This is a genomic window from Campylobacter sp. W0014 (assembly GCF_020135975.1).
Taxonomy (GTDB): domain Bacteria; phylum Campylobacterota; class Campylobacteria; order Campylobacterales; family Campylobacteraceae; genus Campylobacter_D.
On the sequence record NZ_JACHTR010000003.1, the window covers coordinates 33938 to 50924 of the forward strand.

At 30.1% G+C, this 16987-nt stretch carries 19 protein-coding genes and 1 pseudogene; 11 read left to right on the forward strand and 9 right to left on the reverse strand.

Translation table 11 applies throughout. The annotated features are described in order from the left end of the window. Positions 1-7 precede the first annotated feature (7 nt). Genes modB through H2277_RS01520 form a run of 6 tightly spaced genes read right to left on the reverse strand, consistent with a single transcriptional unit; the run spans position 8 to position 4273 of the window. Complete coding sequence (modB, locus tag H2277_RS01495; RefSeq protein WP_337200640.1) at positions 8-679, reverse strand: molybdate ABC transporter permease subunit; 672 nt, start codon at positions 677-679, stop codon at positions 8-10. Further along, a complete protein-coding gene (locus H2277_RS01500) occupies positions 672-1067 on the reverse strand; it encodes a TOBE domain-containing protein (RefSeq protein WP_337200641.1) in 396 nt (131 codons plus the stop codon). Before H2277_RS01500 ends, modB begins: the two co-directional genes overlap by 8 nt. Then, a complete protein-coding gene (gene modA, locus H2277_RS01505) occupies positions 1064-1801 on the reverse strand; it encodes a molybdate ABC transporter substrate-binding protein (protein WP_337200642.1) in 738 nt (245 codons plus the stop codon). Before modA ends, H2277_RS01500 begins: the two co-directional genes overlap by 4 nt. 47 nt (positions 1802-1848) lie before the next feature. After that, positions 1849-2526, reverse strand: a complete 678-nt coding sequence (gene bioC / locus H2277_RS01510; protein WP_337200643.1) for a malonyl-ACP O-methyltransferase BioC — start codon at positions 2524-2526, stop codon at positions 1849-1851. Next, positions 2523-3134 carry a pimeloyl-ACP methyl esterase BioG family protein gene (locus tag H2277_RS01515; protein WP_337200644.1) on the reverse strand — a complete coding sequence of 204 codons (612 nt, stop codon included), beginning with the start codon at positions 3132-3134 and terminating at the stop codon, positions 2523-2525. The genes bioC and H2277_RS01515 overlap by 4 nt, the downstream gene beginning before the upstream one ends. After that, positions 3131-4273 (reverse strand): pyridoxal phosphate-dependent aminotransferase family protein, encoded by a 1143-nt coding sequence (locus tag H2277_RS01520; protein ID WP_337200645.1) that lies wholly within the window; start codon positions 4271-4273, stop codon positions 3131-3133. Before H2277_RS01520 ends, H2277_RS01515 begins: the two co-directional genes overlap by 4 nt. Positions 4274-4339: 66 nt before the next feature. On the opposite strand from H2277_RS01520, the gene H2277_RS01525 reads away from it, so the two are divergent. Next, the gene (locus H2277_RS01525) at positions 4340-5620 is read left to right on the forward strand and encodes an adenosylmethionine--8-amino-7-oxononanoate transaminase (protein WP_337200646.1); all 1281 of its coding nucleotides are present in this window, start codon (positions 4340-4342) and stop codon (positions 5618-5620) included. Here the strand turns inward: H2277_RS01525 and bioD are convergent. The 3 genes from bioD to H2277_RS01540 are packed head-to-tail and all read right to left on the reverse strand — an operon-like array spanning position 5594 to position 6824. Then, positions 5594-6166 carry a dethiobiotin synthase gene (gene bioD, locus H2277_RS01530; protein ID WP_337200647.1) on the reverse strand — a complete coding sequence of 191 codons (573 nt, stop codon included), beginning with the start codon at positions 6164-6166 and terminating at the stop codon, positions 5594-5596. The genes H2277_RS01525 and bioD overlap by 27 nt on opposite strands. 11 nt (positions 6167-6177) lie before the next feature. After that, complete coding sequence (locus H2277_RS01535; protein WP_337200648.1) at positions 6178-6492, reverse strand: SMR family transporter; 315 nt, start codon at positions 6490-6492, stop codon at positions 6178-6180. Beyond that, positions 6492-6824 (reverse strand): SMR family transporter, encoded by a 333-nt coding sequence (locus H2277_RS01540; protein WP_337200649.1) that lies wholly within the window; start codon positions 6822-6824, stop codon positions 6492-6494. The genes H2277_RS01535 and H2277_RS01540 overlap by 1 nt, the downstream gene beginning before the upstream one ends. 106 nt (positions 6825-6930) lie before the next feature. On the opposite strand from H2277_RS01540, the gene H2277_RS01545 reads away from it, so the two are divergent. The 10 genes and pseudogenes from H2277_RS01545 (at position 6931) to dxs (ending at position 16893) form a co-directional block, all read left to right on the forward strand. Continuing rightward, positions 6931-7467 (forward strand): 50S ribosomal protein L25/general stress protein Ctc, encoded by a 537-nt coding sequence (locus H2277_RS01545; protein WP_137623301.1) that lies wholly within the window; start codon positions 6931-6933, stop codon positions 7465-7467. After that, a complete protein-coding gene (gene pth / locus H2277_RS01550) occupies positions 7464-8006 on the forward strand; it encodes an aminoacyl-tRNA hydrolase (protein ID WP_337195207.1) in 543 nt (180 codons plus the stop codon). Before H2277_RS01545 ends, pth begins: the two co-directional genes overlap by 4 nt. A 1-nt stretch (position 8007) precedes the next feature. Further along, positions 8008-9066, forward strand: coding sequence for an LptF/LptG family permease (locus tag H2277_RS01555; protein ID WP_337200650.1), 1059 nt, complete (start codon positions 8008-8010; stop codon positions 9064-9066). A 29-nt stretch (positions 9067-9095) separates the two neighbouring features. After that, complete coding sequence (gene lysA / locus H2277_RS01560; protein WP_337200651.1) at positions 9096-10304, forward strand: diaminopimelate decarboxylase; 1209 nt, start codon at positions 9096-9098, stop codon at positions 10302-10304. A 1-nt stretch (position 10305) separates the two neighbouring features. Continuing rightward, complete coding sequence (locus H2277_RS01565; protein WP_337200652.1) at positions 10306-11073, forward strand: HAD-IIA family hydrolase; 768 nt, start codon at positions 10306-10308, stop codon at positions 11071-11073. After that, positions 11061-11312, forward strand: a pseudogene (gene pheA, locus H2277_RS01570) (chorismate mutase); the annotation flags it as partial. The gene H2277_RS01565 and the pseudogene pheA, both read left to right, overlap by 13 nt. Before the next feature lie 216 nt (positions 11313-11528). After that, a complete protein-coding gene (gene fliF / locus H2277_RS01575; protein ID WP_337200653.1) occupies positions 11529-13211 on the forward strand; it encodes a flagellar basal-body MS-ring/collar protein FliF in 1683 nt (560 codons plus the stop codon). Further along, complete coding sequence (fliG, locus tag H2277_RS01580; protein ID WP_337200654.1) at positions 13212-14240, forward strand: flagellar motor switch protein FliG; 1029 nt, start codon at positions 13212-13214, stop codon at positions 14238-14240. 6 nt (positions 14241-14246) lie between these two features. Further along, positions 14247-15065, forward strand: a complete 819-nt coding sequence (fliH, locus tag H2277_RS01585; RefSeq protein ID WP_337200655.1) for a flagellar assembly protein FliH — start codon at positions 14247-14249, stop codon at positions 15063-15065. Next, positions 15058-16893, forward strand: coding sequence for a 1-deoxy-D-xylulose-5-phosphate synthase (gene dxs / locus H2277_RS01590; protein WP_337200656.1), 1836 nt, complete (start codon positions 15058-15060; stop codon positions 16891-16893). Before fliH ends, dxs begins: the two co-directional genes overlap by 8 nt. Positions 16894-16987: the final 94 nt, after the last annotated feature.

Here is a 16987-nt window from a genome sequence, read left to right on the forward strand (position 1 = left end):
TAGTTTCCTAAAAATTTAACTTTTTATTGACAAAATATAGGCTTAAAAGTATGGCAAAAGAAAGGATAAAAAGCGCAAAAGCGTATTGGTGTGCTAGGGTGTAATTTAAGGTTTCAAGTTCGTCATAAATTGCGATACTAGCGACTAAAGTTTCGCCTTGTTTGTGTCCGCCTATCATCATAACAACTCCAAATTCACCCATAGTATGGGCAAAACTCATCGCACAAGCTGAAAAGATGCCTGCTTTGCAATTGGGCAAGATGACTTTAAAAAGCGTGGTTGTTTTGCTTTTGCCTAAAGTATAAGAAGCATCTAAGAGATTTTGATTGATCGATGAAAAAGCACTTTGCAAAGGATTGATCATAAAGGGTAGAGAAAAAATGATAGAAGCAAAGACAAGTCCTTCAAAGGTAAAAACCAAAGAAAGGTGAAAATATTTTTGCAAAAAATTCCCTAAAAAAGTATTGGCTGAAAAACTGATCAAAAGATAAAAACCTAAAACACTAGGAGGCAAAACCAAAGGTAAATTGATACAAGTTTGCAATAAAGCTTTAAAAGGAAAATGAGTAAAACTTAAGATATAGGCTAAAAAAACACCTATAAAAAAAAGTATAAAAGTGGTGATAAAAGCTAGTTTAAGAGTTAGAAAGAGAGTTTGCAAAAAGACAGGATCAAGCATTGTTTGTCCTTAAAATAATATCATTTGCTTTGATAAAGCAAAGCCATTTTTGATTTTGACAAAGTTTCAATTCCAAAGCTTTTTCCTTGGTGATCAAGCTAGAAAGTTCTTGATCGTGGAATTTGAAAAATACATGATATAAGAGTTTTCCTTCTTTGATTTTTGAAATTTTTGCTTTAAAGGAATTTTCTACGCTTAAATTAGAATTTAGCGAGGCAAAACAAAGTTCATGTTCTTTAAAAAGCATTTGAAGTTCTTGATCTAATGTGAGTTCTTTAAATGGAGCAAGCATTAAAACCTTAAAAATTTCATTTTCGCAATTTATTTTTACGAGTATCAAATCATCTTGATAATTAACTTCGCAAACTTTGCCTTTTAAAATATTCATGGGGTATCAAATCCATATTTTTTAAAAATCTCTTTTGCTTTGGTTGAACCTATAAAATCGCTAAATTCAAAGGCTAATTTTTTATTTTTAGCGTATTTTGTGATCACAAAGCTTTGCTTTAAAGGGGTAAAATATTTTGGATCGATAATACTTGCGTATCCTTTGGGGCGATTGATAGGAGAAACTAAAGAATAAGCCACGATGCCAAGGTTAGATGCTTTAGAATCAACATATAAAACTGGCTGGGCAATATTATCACCTAGGATAATTTTATTTTTTAAACTTTCACCTAGATCAAGTTTTTCTAAAATTTCTTTAGCGGCAACTCCATAAGGAGCGATTTTTGGATTTGCTATGCTTAGATGATTGATTTTTGTTAAATTTTCTTTGAGATTTTTAAGATGGATTAAATTTGGGTCTAAGCTATATAAGGCTAAAACACCCAAAGCATAAATTTTTGGTTTTTCTAGGGCGTTTTGATCTTTAAAAATTGCCTCAGCGTATTTTTCATCGGCTGAAAAAAATAAATCAAATTTTCGCCCTTGCTTTAAAAGTTGGTAATATTTTCCAGAGGCGCCAAAAATCATTTCTATATTATCATTTGGATGAGTTTTTAAAAATTCATCTTTAATCGCACTCATAGTTTTTGAAGCTGAAGAAGCGACAAAAATGCTAAGATTTTCTGCTTTAAGACATAAAAATAAAAACATACAAAAAAATAATATTTTTTTCATTTGTGATAGTTCCTAAGGAAATTTGCCCAGATTATAACAAAATAATTTTATATTTTTTTTACATAAATAAAAATAGGATGGTAAGTGAGTTTGTTTTGAAATCTTTTTTCATAGTCTTTTAAAAAAGTTTTTGTTAAAGCGTGATAACCTAAAGAATTTACTCCGCTTAATTTTAAGTGTCTAAAAACCTCCAAAGGGCTTTTAAATTCTAAAGTGATAAAATCTTCTTCTATAAAAATTTCAAAAAAATACTCTTGTAGGATTTTTTTTATGTCAAAAAGAGAAAGATAGCTTAAAGAAAATCCTGTACTTTGTGCGATTTGCTCTAAATTTTTTTCACCAAAAGTAGATAAAAGTAAAATGCCTTTTTTGTTAAGCATGTTTTTAAGGGTTGGCAGTATTTTTTTTAGATCAAGCCATTGTAAGGTTGCATTAGAAGCAATAAGATCGAATTTTTGAGTGCTTAAAGGGTGATGAGCAATATCATTCATATCAAAAATTTCAACTTTATCTTGAATTTTGTAATCTAAAATGTCGTTTAAAATGTATTTTTCAAAGATGATTTTCTTTTTTAATTTTTGTGTGAATTCACCTTGTGCGCAACCAAATTCAAAGACTTGATCAAAAATTTCATTTGTAGGGATTTTTTCACAAAGCTTATCTCCCATCCAATCTTGCACTTTTGCAGCTTTTTGATAGCTTGATTTGGCTTTTAAAAAATTCAAAGTTCATCCCAAGAATGAAAATGAAAAAATGCAAAATGAGGTTCATTTAGAAAAATTAAATTTTCAAAGCTTTTTTTTAAAGCATTTTGTGGAAAGATCTCATCTTGATTGCTTGAGTAAATTTTATCCCAAATTAAATTTTCTTTTTGCTCTTTTAAAGCAAATTCAAAAAGCACATTAAGTTCATTTTTTAAGGCATTTTCATCTTTGAAAATAAAATTTTTAGTTTTATCTTTATGATTTTTAAATAAAGAATTTTTAAAATTTTCTAAATTAAATTTTTTTATGGTTTTACTAAAAAGTGTAGGATGGATACCTTTTTCTTTATCTATGCCTAAATTTGTACCATTGAGGGCAATTTTTTGTTTAAAGTCATATTCTTTTAAAAGATAATTGGCAAGGCAAACTCCCATGGAAAAGGCTATTAATTTGATTTTTGAAAAAGCTTTAAAATCAAATTCAAAATCTAAATTTTCAAAATCATAAAACAATACAACATTTTTCTCACTTTTTAAATGCAAAAAATGACTTGGATGGCTTGCAAATCCTCCAAAAACAACAATCAATTCATCACAATTGGGATTTTTACATAAAAATGCATTTTTCATAATAACTCCAAAATCGGATCAAGATCGTTTTGATTAAGTCCTGCGTGCATAGAAAAGCGAATTCTAGCTGTATTTTTAGGCACGGTAGGTTCTTTAATTGCCGGAGCAAATAAGCCACATTTTTCAAGTATTTGAGCTATTTCTAAGGCTTTTTTATTATCCCCTAAGATCAAAGAAATGATATAACAATCCCCTAAAATTTGATATTTTTTTTCTTTGAGTTTGTTTTTAAAATTTTGGCTTAGATGATATAAATTTTCTCTTTTATTTTGAAATTTTGTCATATTTTTAAAAATAAAAAGTGTAAAGGCAATATTGATAGGAGGTAAAGCTGTAGAATAGATAAAAGCACGTGCTTTATTGATGAAAAAATCTTTATATTTTTTAGCACAAATCATACAAGCACCCATTGAAGCAATAGCTTTTCCAAAGGTAAAAACCAAAAAATCAATTTCATTTTCTAAGCCAAGGGATTTTGCAAATCCTAAGCCCTTTTTATCAAAACATCCAACGCTATGGGCTTCATCGATATAGAGTTTTATTTTTGGATAAGTTTTTTTAAGTTCAACAAGGGCTTTTAGATCGCTAAAATCTCCATCCATGCTAAATAAAGCTTCGCTAAGTATGATGATATTTTCATATTTTTCATAATGTTTTTGGATCAAAGATACTAAATGATCTAAATCATTGTGTTTATAGCGGAAAAAATTAGCCCCATTAAGCCTTAATCCATCAATCATGCTCGCATGGATAAATTTATCAGCCAAAAAAAGAGTTTTATCTAAGCTTGAAAGTGCGGCTATACAGGATAAATTTAAATGATATCCGCTGTTAAAATGAAGTATTTCTTTATTTTTAAAATCAGCTTTTAAATAATCTTCCAATTCTTCATAAATTTCAAAATTTCCACTCAAGCTTCTTGAACTTGAGCTTGAAAAAAACAGATTTTCATCTTTTAAAGTGCTTAAAAATTCTTGCTTTAATTCTTTATCATAAGAGAGCGCTAAATAATCATTTGAGGCTAAATTTAAAAGCCTTTTACCTTCTTTATAGACAAATTTTCCTTCATGTTTTAGATGAGGTAGGGATCTAAGATTGTGATTATTTTTTAAATCTTGTAAGATTTTTTCAACGGGCATTTTATTCCTAAAAATTTAGAATTTTAAAGTATTATTTTGCCACATTATTTTTAAAAAAGAAGTTATATGAATGAATTTTTAAAACAGCTTGATTTAAAACATATTTGGCATCCTTGTACTCAAATGAAAGATCATGAGAATGTGCCTTTAATCCCTATAAAAAAAGCTAGAGGGGTTTGGCTTTATGATTTTGACAATAGAAAATATTTAGATTGTATCAGTTCTTGGTGGGTGAATCTTTTTGGGCATTGTAATGAAAAAATCGCAAATGCCATTAAAAAGCAAGTTGATGAGCTTGAGCATGTGATTTTGGCTGGTTTTACGCATGAGCCTATTATCAAACTTTCAGCTAGACTTTGTGAAAAAGTTGGGAGAGATTTTAATAAATGTTTTTATGCGGATAATGGATCAAGTGCTGTAGAAATAGCACTTAAAATGAGTTTTCATTATCATTTAAATCAAGGTTTTAAAAAAAATAAATTTTTATCTCTAAGCAATTCTTATCATGGCGAAACTTTAGGGGCTTTAAGCGTGGGAGATGTCGCACTTTATAAAGATACTTACAATCCTTTGCTTTTAGAATGCCTTAATACTCCTGTTCCAAAAAATAAAGACTATCAAGAAGAACTTTTTGTTTTAAAAGGGATTTTAGAAGAGCATTCTAGTGAAATTTGTGCTTTTATCTTAGAACCTTTAGTGCAGTGTGCTGGAAATATGCATATGTATGAGGCAGGATTTATTGATGAGGCTATAAAGCTTTGTCATGAATTTAATGTGCAAGTTATTTTTGATGAAATTGCTGTGGGATTTGGACGCACAGGGACGCTTTTTGCTTTACATCAATGCAAACAAAGCCCTGATTTTATCTGTCTTTCAAAAGGGATTACGGGTGGGTTTATGCCCCTTTCTGTGGTGCTTACTAAGGATGAAATTTACCAAGCTTTTTACGCACCTTACAAAGAGTATAAAGCTTTTTTGCATTCTCATAGTTATACGGGAAATACTTTAGCGTGTGCTGCTGCTAATGCGGTTTTAGATATATTTGAAAATGAAAATATTTTAGAAAAAAATAAAATTTTAAGTACCTTTATACAGCGAGAGTTTTCAAGACTTAAAAAATTTGATTTTCTTGGTAATTTTAGAACTTGCGGGATGATCAGTGCTTTTGATATTTTAAATGCAAAATACGAAAGAGCTGGGCTTGAGGTTTTTAAAAGAGCTTTAAAAAAAGATTTGCTTTTAAGGCCGCTTGCAAATACAATTTATTTTATGCCCCCTTATGTGATTACAAAGGAGCAAATTTCTTATGTAGTGGATAGTTTAGAGCAAATTTTTAATGATTTTTGAAAGTTTCTCGCAAACCTTTTCATTAAATTCTACAATAGGAATTTGCGTGTATTTTTGTATAAAATCTTTGCTAAAATTATCCTCGCTTTTTAAAACTAAGGCAAGGATAGGTATATCTTTTTGCCTTAAAGTTTCTATGCTTAAAAGCGTATGATTGATACTTCCTAGATAATCTTTTGCGACTAAGATAGTAGGGCGTTTAAATTTTTGCATAAAATCAATCATGGTTTTTTCATCATCAATAGGTGAAAAAAGGCCGCCTGCAAGCTCTATAATGAGTTTATCACTTTGAGGTAAAGCAATATCAAAAGCTTTATAATTTAATCCTTCTAAAGTTCTTCCCTTATGAGGTGATACGGGAGTTTGTAAAAATATACCTTCTTTAAAAATTTTAGTTTTTGGGCTAAATTGAGCTATGGTATCACTATCTTTTGGAGTGCCTGCTTGAATGAGTTTAAAATAATCAAAACCCAATTCTTTACAAATTCTAGCACTTAAATATGTTTTTCCAACATCAGTATGAATGCCACTAATGTAAATTTGCATTTTCACCCTTTTTAAGAAAGTAATTTTAAAGCTATAGTAGAAATTAAAATCACTAAAATGAAAAGGAGTTTTAAGAAATTTTTACTCTCTTTAAATAAAACCACACCTACTACAACGCTGCCTACAGCACCAATACCCGTCCAAATAGCATAAGCAATACTCATAGCAATGCTTTGCATACTTAAACTCAAACTCATAAAAGAACACATGAAGCATAATATGAGAGCTAAAAGATATTTTTTTGCGTGTGTATTTATGTATTTTTTCATGATGATAACACCTATAATTTCACAAATTCCAGCAATGATTAAAAACATCCAAGCCATTAATTCTCTTTAGAACTGAATTTTAAACCTATCACACCGAGCAATAAAAGCAGTATGAAAAAGATTTTTAAAATAGAAAATTTTTCATGAAAAATGGCAATTTCAGCCACTACAATACCAGCGGTTCCAATGCCTACAAAAACACTATAAGCTACGCTGATTTCTATTTTTTTGCATGCTTTTAAAAAACAATTAAAAGAGATAAAAATACCTATAGCGGTTAAAAGATAGTGCCAAATTTCATAGGAATATTTTAAGCCACTCACCCAAAAACATTCTATCAAAGCTCCAAAAATAACCCATAACCAAGCAGTATTTAATTCTTTTTTCAAAAAAATATCCTAAATTATAGTTTTATCGTATATTATATACTTTTTTACTTTTAACTAAGCCAATATTAGATAAAATTAACGCTTATTTTTTTGAAAGGATAAAAAGATGTTAGAAGGTATCGTTAGAGAGAGTATCGGTAGAAAAGCAGCTAAAGCTTTAAAAAGAGATGGTTATCTAATAGCAAACATCTATGGTAAAGGATTGGAAAATATCCACGCTGCTTTTAAGGTTAATGAATTCATTAAAGAAGTTCGTAAAAAAACAACTTTAGCTTTTGATGTTAAAGTAGGTTCTCAAACTTTAAATGTTGTGGTTGTGGATTATCAAAAAGATCCAGTTACAAGTGATCTAAAACACGTAGATTTAAAAGTAGCACAAAAAGGTGTGATTTCTAAATATATGGTTCCAGTTAAAATTACAGGAACAGCTATTGGTCTTAAAAATAAAGGTGTTTTAATCCAATCTAAGAGAAGATTAAAAGTTAAATGTAAAGCTGAAAATTTACCAAATTTCTTTGAACTTGATGTTAGCAAACTTGATGTAGGTGATGCTTTACTTGTTCGTGATGTAGTAGTTCCTGAGGGTGTTACTATTTTAGACGCTGATAGGATAGCGGTTGTTGGCGTAGAAAAAGCTAGATGATCTTAGTCGTAGGGCTTGGCAATATAGGCGAGGAATACAAAAATACTCGCCATAATGTAGGCTTTATGCTCATTGATTTGATTTTAAAAGATCAAAATTTTACAAATCTTAGCAATTCAAAATTCAAAGGAGAGTTATTTAAGATAGGCTCTTCCTTACTTCTTCTTAAACCTAGCACTTATATGAATAATTCAGGTATTAGCGTTAAAGCGGTTAAGGATTTTTATAAATGTGAAAGACTTATAGTTATACATGATGATATCGATATAAATTTAGGGGCTTTGCGTTTTAAAAAAGGCGGTTCAAGCGGCGGACACAATGGACTAAAAAGTATCGATTCTTTATGCGGCAATGATTATGAAAGAGTGCGTATAGGCGTAGGCAAGGGAGAAAATGTTATCTCTCATGTTTTAGGACAATTTAAAGACGAGGAAAAAATAATTTTAGATAAAATCTTAGAACACTCTAAAAAAGCATTATTTGAACTGATTGAAAAAGACTTATCAAGTGTTTCATCTTTGTATAGTTTAAGAGCTTAAAATGTGGATTTTTTTTCGTTTTATTTCAGAAATTTATCTTAAGAATTTTTTCATAATATTTTTATCTTTAATTGGTTTTTATTGTGGTATTGATTTGCTTTTAAATTTTAAAGATTTGCCACAAAGTGTCAATCTTCAGCTACTCTATGTGGTTTTTTTAGCTTGTTCTGCTGTGCCTTATATTTTGCCACTTTCTATAGTTTTTGCATTTATATTATCACTCATTTCAATGATTAGAACCAATGAATTTGTGAGTTTTTATGCTTTAGGAATCAGTAAAAATTTAGTCGTTATCTTCCCTTTTTTATGGGCTTTGTTTTTTTGCTGTGTTTATATTGGTTTAAATTTTACTTCTTTTGCCTATGCAAATGATTATAAAAAAAATATTTTAAAAAATGGAGTTTTAAATAAACAAGGTGGAGAAGTTTTTTTAAAATTCAATAATGATTTTGTTTATATTTCTAAAATAAACAATGGACAAAACAGTGTCCAAAACATCAAAATTTTTGATCTTAACAATTCCACCTTAAATTCTTTTGTTGAAGCTAAAACAGCATCCTTTAAAGAGGGAAATTGGATCTTAAAAGATGTAAATTTAACTACTCTTCCTAAAGAATATATGCTGGGTGCTAAAGGCATTGATGTACAAGATTTTAAAGAATTAAGTGCTTTAGAGGGTTTTAAGCCGAAAATCATTGAAAGCGTTGCGAGCAATAGTAATTATTCTATTTTGGATGCTTGGGAGAGTCTAAGGCTTTTTAAGGATCAAAACATTAGCATAGAAACACTAAAGATTAATCTTTATAAACTTATATTTATGCCGTTTTTTGCTCCTTTTTTAATGCTTATTATGTATTATTATTTTCCTGTTATTTCTAGATTTTTTAATCTTGCTTTTGTTGCTTTTGTTGCTTTTGTGGTGACATTACTATCTTGGGGATTTTTATATTTATTTTCAAGATTAAGTGAAAATGGTGTTATAATCAGTGAAATTGGTATTGTTTTGCCTATTGTATTGTTAGGCTTTTTTGGCCTAATGAAGTTTTATAAAAATCGTTGATTTGATATTAAAATTTAAAGAAGGAAAGTATGGATTATAAAAAACTTAAAGATGAATTTCAAACCCCTTTTTATATTTATAATTTTGATGCGATTAAAGAAAAATTTTTAGAATTAAAAAATGCCTTTAAAGCTAGAAAATCACAAATTTTTTATGCCGTAAAAGCCAATTCAAATTTAAGCCTTTTGCAAATGCTTGTTAAATTAGATAGCGGATTTGATTGTGTGAGTATAGGCGAGGTTAAACGTGCTTTAAAAGTGGGCGCAAAACCTTATAAAATTATTTTTAGTGGAGTAGGTAAAACCAAAGAAGAACTCAAACTCGCTTTAAAATATAATATTTTATATATCAATCTTGAAAGTGAAGCTGAAATGATGCTTTTAGAGCAAGTGGCTAAAGAATTAAACACTAAGGCAAGAATCAGCATAAGGGTTAATCCTAATGTAGATGCAAAAACTCATCCTTATATTTCTACAGGATTAAATGAAAATAAATTTGGGGTTGAAATTGAAAGTGCTAAGAAAATGTATATTTATGCAAAGAATTCTTCTTTTTTAGAGCCTATTGGGATACATTTTCATATAGGATCACAACTTTTAGATTTAAGTCCTATATATGAAGCAGCTAGTATTGTTGCAAAACTCGTTAAAGAATTAAAAGCTTTAAAGATTGATCTTAAATTTTTTGATATTGGTGGAGGGCTTGGCGTAGCTTATGAAAAAACAGATTTAGAACCTAATCTTTATGAGTACGCGCAAGCAATTTTAGCCAGTCTTAATGGGCTTGATGTAACTATAGGAATGGAACCAGGGCGATTTTTGGTAGCCTCAAATGGGGAATTTGTTTGTTCAGTTCTTTATGAAAAACACAATAAAACAAAACGTTTTATTATCGTTGATGGCGCGATGAATGATTTGATACGACCAAGTTTATATGAAGCTTATCATGAAATTTATATGCCTTATAATCAAGGAGAAGAAAGCCCATGTGACGTTGTAGGTGGGGTTTGTGAAAGCGGTGATTTTTTTGCCAAGGAAAGATTATTATCTCATACGCAAAATGGTGATATAATGGTGATTAAAAATGCTGGAGCATATGGCTTTAGTATGAGTAGTAATTACAATACTAGAAATAAAGTTTGCGAATTGGCTTTAGAAAACGGAATGATAAGACTGATTCGCCAAAGAGAAAGCTTTGAAGATCAAATTGCTTTAGAGGAGAAGTTTATAAAGGTTTAAAATGTTTTTTTTAGATGTTCAAGGAACGCTTATTTCAGATGCTGATAAATCTTTAATTTTTGGAGCCAAAGAATTAATTGATTTTTTAAATACAAATAATCTTGCTTATGTGATTATCACAAACAATACCAAAAAACTTGATTTTTTAGAAATTTTAAGACAAAAAGGTTTAAATATAAAAGATAATGCTTATTTGGATCCTTTTTGTATTTTAAAAACTCTTTTTAAGCCTTGCAAAGTTGCTGCTTTTGGGGCCAATGAATTTTTACAAAGTCTTGAAATGCTTGGCTTTAAGTTGGATTTTAAAAATCCAGAATTAGTTCTTATTGCTAGTTTTGATGATTTTAAATTTAATGATTTTGCTAGCATTATAGAAATGATTAAAAATGGAGTTAAAGTTGTGGCTATGCATGAAAGTAGCATTTATAAGAAAGATGATAAATCTTATCCAGGGGTAGGAAGTATAATGGCTATGCTTAAAAATGCAATTCATTTTGAATATGATGTTGTGGGTAAGCCAAGTGTGATTTTTTATAATGAGGCTTTGAAATTATTAAAAATGCAAAATCAAAATGCTCGATTTGAAGATATAAAAATAATCAGTGATGATTTTAAAGGGGATTTATTTAAAGCAAAAGAATTAAATATGAAAACTTATTTAGTTTTAAGTGGAAAACTAAATAACACTAAAGGTATTAATACAAGCTTTCTTGATGGAGTTTATCCAAGCGTTTTTGAAATTTTAAGGGAAGAACAATGCTTGATTTAAAAGAATTAAGAGATAAAATTGATATAGTGGATGATAAAATTTTAGAGCTTTTAAATGAAAGAATGGCTTATGTTAAAATTATAGGAGAGATTAAAAAAAATCATAATAAAGAAATATATTATCCCAAAAGAGAAAAAGCAATTCTTGATCGTTTAAAAAATAAAAATTTAAAAAATTTAGATCATGATGCTATAGAATTGATTTATGGCAAAATTTTTGTCGTCGCAAGAAGTTTAGAAAGATTTTAAAATAAATTTTATATTTTTTTGTCAAAATATAAAATTAAATGTAAATTTTAAAAATTATAAAGTGCTTTTTGCTAAAATGTTTAATAATATAAAAATAATTTATGAGTTTGATAAATAAATTTGGTAAAATTATATTAAAATTTGTTGATTTATTGAAATTTTAAGAATTAAAAATATAAAAATCATTAAGCTGGGGACTGGAAATTAATGGATTTTAAAGAAATGCTACATCAAATCGGACAACTTTTTCAAAAATTAACCCGTAAGCAATTGATTGTTATTGCTGCATCTATAGTGGTTGTTGTAGGTTTTTTAGTATTTTTAGCATTATTTCGTGGTGGTGGAAGCAGTTCAAGTGATGGATATGCGGTTTTAGTAGAAAACGTTAGTCCTAGCTCTTCAGCTGCTATTGTAGCCAAGCTCGAGCAAAACAATATCCCTTACAAACTAGCCAGCGAAAACAAAATTTTGGTTCCTAAAGATCAAGTTTATCGCCAAAGAATGTTTATTGCAAGTGAAGGACTTATTAAAGATAGTCGTATAGGTTTTGAAGCCTTTGATCAACAGCAATTTGGTGCAACCGATCAAGATATCGCTATAAAATATAGAAGAGCCCTTGAAGGGGAATTATCAAGAACGATTGAAACTTTAGAGCCTATTCGTAGTGCAGTCGTGCATATAGCTATTCCAAAAGATTCTGTTTTTACAGAAAGACAAATTCCACCAACCGCTTCAGTGGTGGTTAATGTTAGGGAAGGTTTAAGGCTTACAGCAAAACAAATTGATGGGATTAAAAATATCGTTTCAGCTGCAGTTGCCAATCTTAAAAAAGACAATATTAAAATCAGCGATCAAAGAGGTATTCCTTTAGATGATAAAGATAATAGCGATGATTTAGTTCGAGAGCAGATCAAATACAAAAGCGATCAAGAAAAAGCTTTAGAAGATAAAATTATAGAAAATTTAGCTCCTTTTGCAGGAGGGACAGACAAGGTAAAAGTAAGTGTCAATATAGATTTTGATTTTTCTAAACAAGAATCTCAAAGTGAAATTTATGATCCAAATACTGTTGTAAGAAGTGAGCAAACTCTAAATGAAGAAAGAACTGGAAGAAAAGATCGTGAAGTTCAAGGTGTTCCAGGTGCAGTTACAAATATAGGTCCTGTTGAAGGGCTTGATAATAAAGGAGAAATAGATACCTATAAGAAAAATCAAGTTACAACCAATAATGAAATTTCAAAAACAATTACCAACACAAAAAAACAATTTGCAACTATTATTAGAACTTCGGCAGCTGTTACGATTGATGGAAAATATCAAGATGTTGTTGATGCAAATGGAGATGTTAAAAGTGAATATGTTCCTCTTACAAAACAAGAATTAGCTAGTATAGAAAGTATTGTTAAAAGCACTATTAATTATAATCAAGCCAGAGGCGATAGTGTCGTAGTGCAAAATTTACCATTCCACCGTGAGACTGTTAGAGTTGAAAGCAAGGTTAAAACCTTTTATAATCGTTTTATTGAGCCTTTCATTCCACCTGTTAAGTATTTTATTGCGGCGATTTTGCTTTTTATTTTTTACAAAAAAGTCATTACGCCATTTATGCAAAAAATGCTTGAGGATATGGCCGCCCAAGAAGATGCAAAAGAGGGTGGGGTTAATGCGATTATCGATGAGGCTGAAGATGCATTGGAAAAATTCAATATGGCTAGAAAAAAGGTTGAAGAACAACTTGGCTTTGGAGAAAATTTTAATGAAGATACTATTCAATATGAAGTTTTGCTTGAAAAACTAAGAGGTTTAGTGAGCGATAAGAGTGAAGAAATTGCTGTGCTTTTGCAAAATTTAGTTCAAAATGACACCGAATTTAGTGATAAGGATATATAGATGATCAAGCTTAGCGAAGAACAAAAAATGGTTTATGATGATTTGTCAATGCCTGAAAAGGTAGCAATTTTTCTTATACAGCTTGGCGAAGATGCTACAACTTCTGTTTTTTCACATATGGAAATCGATGTTATTACAGAAATTTCGCGATATATTGCTATGGCAAAAAATGTTGATCGATCTGTAGCAACAGCTGTTTTGGAAGAATTTTATACCTTGCTTCAATCTAATCAATACATTAAAAGCGGTGGTTTAGAATACGCTAAAGAAATTTTATTTCGTACTTTTGGTCCTGAAATTGCCAATAGAATTCTTGAAAAACTTACCAAAAGTATGGAAAATAATCAGAATTTTGCTTATTTGGCGCAAATTAAGCCTCAGCAGCTCGCTGATTTTATCGTAAAAGAGCACCCGCAAACGATTGCCCTTATTTTAGCGCATATGGATTCAATTCATGCTGCAGAAACCTTAGAGTATTTTAGTGATGAATTAAGAGCTGAAGTTGTGATCAGAATGGCAAATCTTGGAGATATTTCTCCAAGTATTATTAAAAGGGTTTCTGCTGTCTTAGAAAGCAAACTTGAAAGCCTTACTTCTTATAAAGTTGAAGTGGGTGGTCCAAGAGCCGTGGCTGAGGTGCTCAATCGCTTAGGTCAAAAGGCTTCTAAATCTACTATTACTTATATCGAGCAAAGCGATGAGAGATTGGCTGAAACTATTAAAGAGCTTATGTTTACTTTTGATGATATACAAAAACTTAGCACTCAAGCAATAAGAGAAATTTTAAAAGTAGTAGATAAAAAAGATCTTATGATAGGTCTTAAAGGGGCCAGTGAAGAGCTAAAGCAAAAATTCTTGGCAAATATGTCTACACGTGCAAGCGAGGCCTTTTTAGAAGAAATGGGATTTTTAGGAGCTGTGCGTGTAAAAGATGTTGAAGATGCACAAAGAAAAGTTGTTGAAGTGGTACAAAAATTAGCAGAGCAAGGCCTAGTTCAAACAGGCGATACTGATGAAATGATAGAGTAGGTAAAAATGGCTAGTCGTAGTAATGTTATTTCAAGTGCAACTTCAGAACAGCATGTTGTTGAAGGTTATCATTTTAAAGTTATTTCTGAATTTGACAATAAAAGAGAGAAAAATAATCAAGAAGATGAAAAATCGGTTTCTTCTCCAGTAGTTTCAGAACCAAAGCAAGAAGAAGTGCCCAATTTAGAATCTGTCCAAAATGAATCTAATACAATGCCTGCTTTTCAACCGAGTTTTGTAGAGGATTTGCTTAAAAAAACTGATGAAATGTCAAGCAATATTATAAAGCTTCAAATGCAAATTGAAAGTCAAGAAAATGAATTTAACAATCGCTTAAATTCTGAACTTGAAAACGCTAAAGAAAAATTTTCAAAAGAAGGATATGAGCAAGCTAAGATAGAATTTCAAAAAGAATTGGATGAATTAAAAGATAAATATCTAAAAAGTGTTTCTAAGCTTGAAGAAGCTTGTGTAAAATTAAACTCTTTTATAGAAAAAAATGAAAAAGAATTAGCTGATACAGCTATAGATATAGCCAAAGAAGTTATTATTAAAGAACTTGAAAATAATTCGAGTAAAATTGCGTACGCTCTAGCTCAAAATTTAGTGAGTGAATTAAAAGGAGCTACTGCAATTGAAATTAAGGTTAATTCTAATGATTATGATTATTTAAAAGAACATTTTAGCGAATTTAAACATATAAAAATAAGCCTTGATGATGCTATCAATAAAGGAAGTGTGATTATCTTAAGTGATGCTGGAAATATAGAGTCTAATTTAAATTCTCGTTTGACTAAAATTAAAAAGATGATCAATAATGAATAAAATTTTTTCCTATAGCCAAGAAGAGTTACAATCTTTAAGTATTAATGAACTTGAAAATTTAGCTCGAAAAGTTAGAGAAGAAATTATAAAAGTTGTCTCTAAAAATGGGGGACATTTAAGCTCTAATTTGGGGGTGGTAGAATTAACAATAGCCATGCATACAGTTTTTGATGCAAAAACTGATCCTTTTATTTTTGATGTTTCTCATCAATCTTATACTCATAAACTTTTAAGCGGAAAAGAAGCAATTTTTCATACCTTAAGACAAGTTGATGGATTAAGCGGTTATACAAAGCCTAGCGAAGGGGACTATTTTGTTGCAGGACATTCTAGCACATCTCTTTCTTTGGCGGTTGGGGCTTGTAAGGCCATAGCTTTAAAGGGTGAAAAGCGTATTCCTGTAGCACTCATAGGAGATGGAGCTTTAAGTGCAGGAATGGCTTACGAGGCTTTAAATGAATTAGGCGATTCTAAATTCCCTTGTGTTGTAATCTTAAATGATAATGAAATGAGTATTTCAAAACCAATAGGTGCGATTTCAAAATATCTTTCTCAAGCAATGGCAACACAGTTTTATCAAAATTTCAAAAAACGAGTTGCAAAAATGTTGGGTGTTTTGCCAGATTCTGCAACCTATATGGCTAAGCGTTTTGAAGAAAGTTTTAAATTGATCACTCCTGGACTTTTGTTTGAAGAATTAGGACTTGAATATATAGGACCTATTAATGGACATAATTTAACGGAAATTATTTCTGCCTTAAAGCAAGCAAAAGCAATGCAAAAACCTTGTGTAGTTCATACTCAAACTTTAAAAGGTAAGGGTTATGCTTTAGCAGAAGGTCAGCATTCTAAATGGCATGGGGTAGGAGCTTTTGATATTGATAGCGGCGAGGCTTTGAAAAAAAATTCTACTAAAAGCGCTACTGAAATTTTTTCTCAAAAATTATTAGAATTGGCTTCAAAATATGAAAATATCGTAGGTGTTACAGCCGCTATGCCTAGTGGAACAGGGCTTGATAAATTGATTGATAAATATCCGCAAAGATTTTGGGATGTTGCTATTGCTGAACAACATGCAGTGACTTCTATGGCAGCTATGGCAAGAGAAGGATTTAAGCCTTTTATAGCTATATACAGCACTTTTTTACAGCGTGCTTATGATCAAGTGATTCATGATTGTGCTATTATGAATTTAAATGTTGTTTTTGCCATGGATAGAGCCGGTATAGTAGGCGAAGATGGAGAAACACACCAAGGCGTTTTTGATCTGAGTTTTTTAGCGCCTTTACCTCATTTAACCCTTGTTGCTCCTAGAGATGAATTGATGATGGAAAATATTATGGAGTATGCTTATTATCATCAAGGTCCTTTAGCCTTTCGTTATCCTAGGGGTAATTTTATCTTAAATCAAGAATTTGCTCCTTCTAAAATAGAATTAGGCAAAGCACAATGGCTAATAAAAAATGAAGAAAGTAAAATCGCTTTTATAGGTTATGGGCAAGGCGTAGGTAAAGCTTGGCAAGTTTTAAATGAAATGCAAGAAAAAATTAATTTAATCGATTTAATTTTTGCTAAACCTTTGGATGAGGTACTTTTAAAAGATTTGGCACAAAAAAGTAAAATTTGGTTTGTATTTAGTGAAAATGTTAAAATTGGCGGAGTGGCAAGTTTATTGCAAACCTTTACTCAAAAATATGATTTAGAAATTAAAATCATTTCTTTTGAATATGAAGATGAATTTATTGAACACGGGAAGACAAGCGAGGTAGAGAAAAAGTTAAAACTCGATGTTAAAAGTATGGTAGAAAAAATAAAAATTTATTTGTAGTGATAAATTTTTATTTTATTAATTGATAAAAAATATTATTTAATATAAACTTCTTTTAATGAAAATTTTATTATCATTCCTTTCATTTAAATTT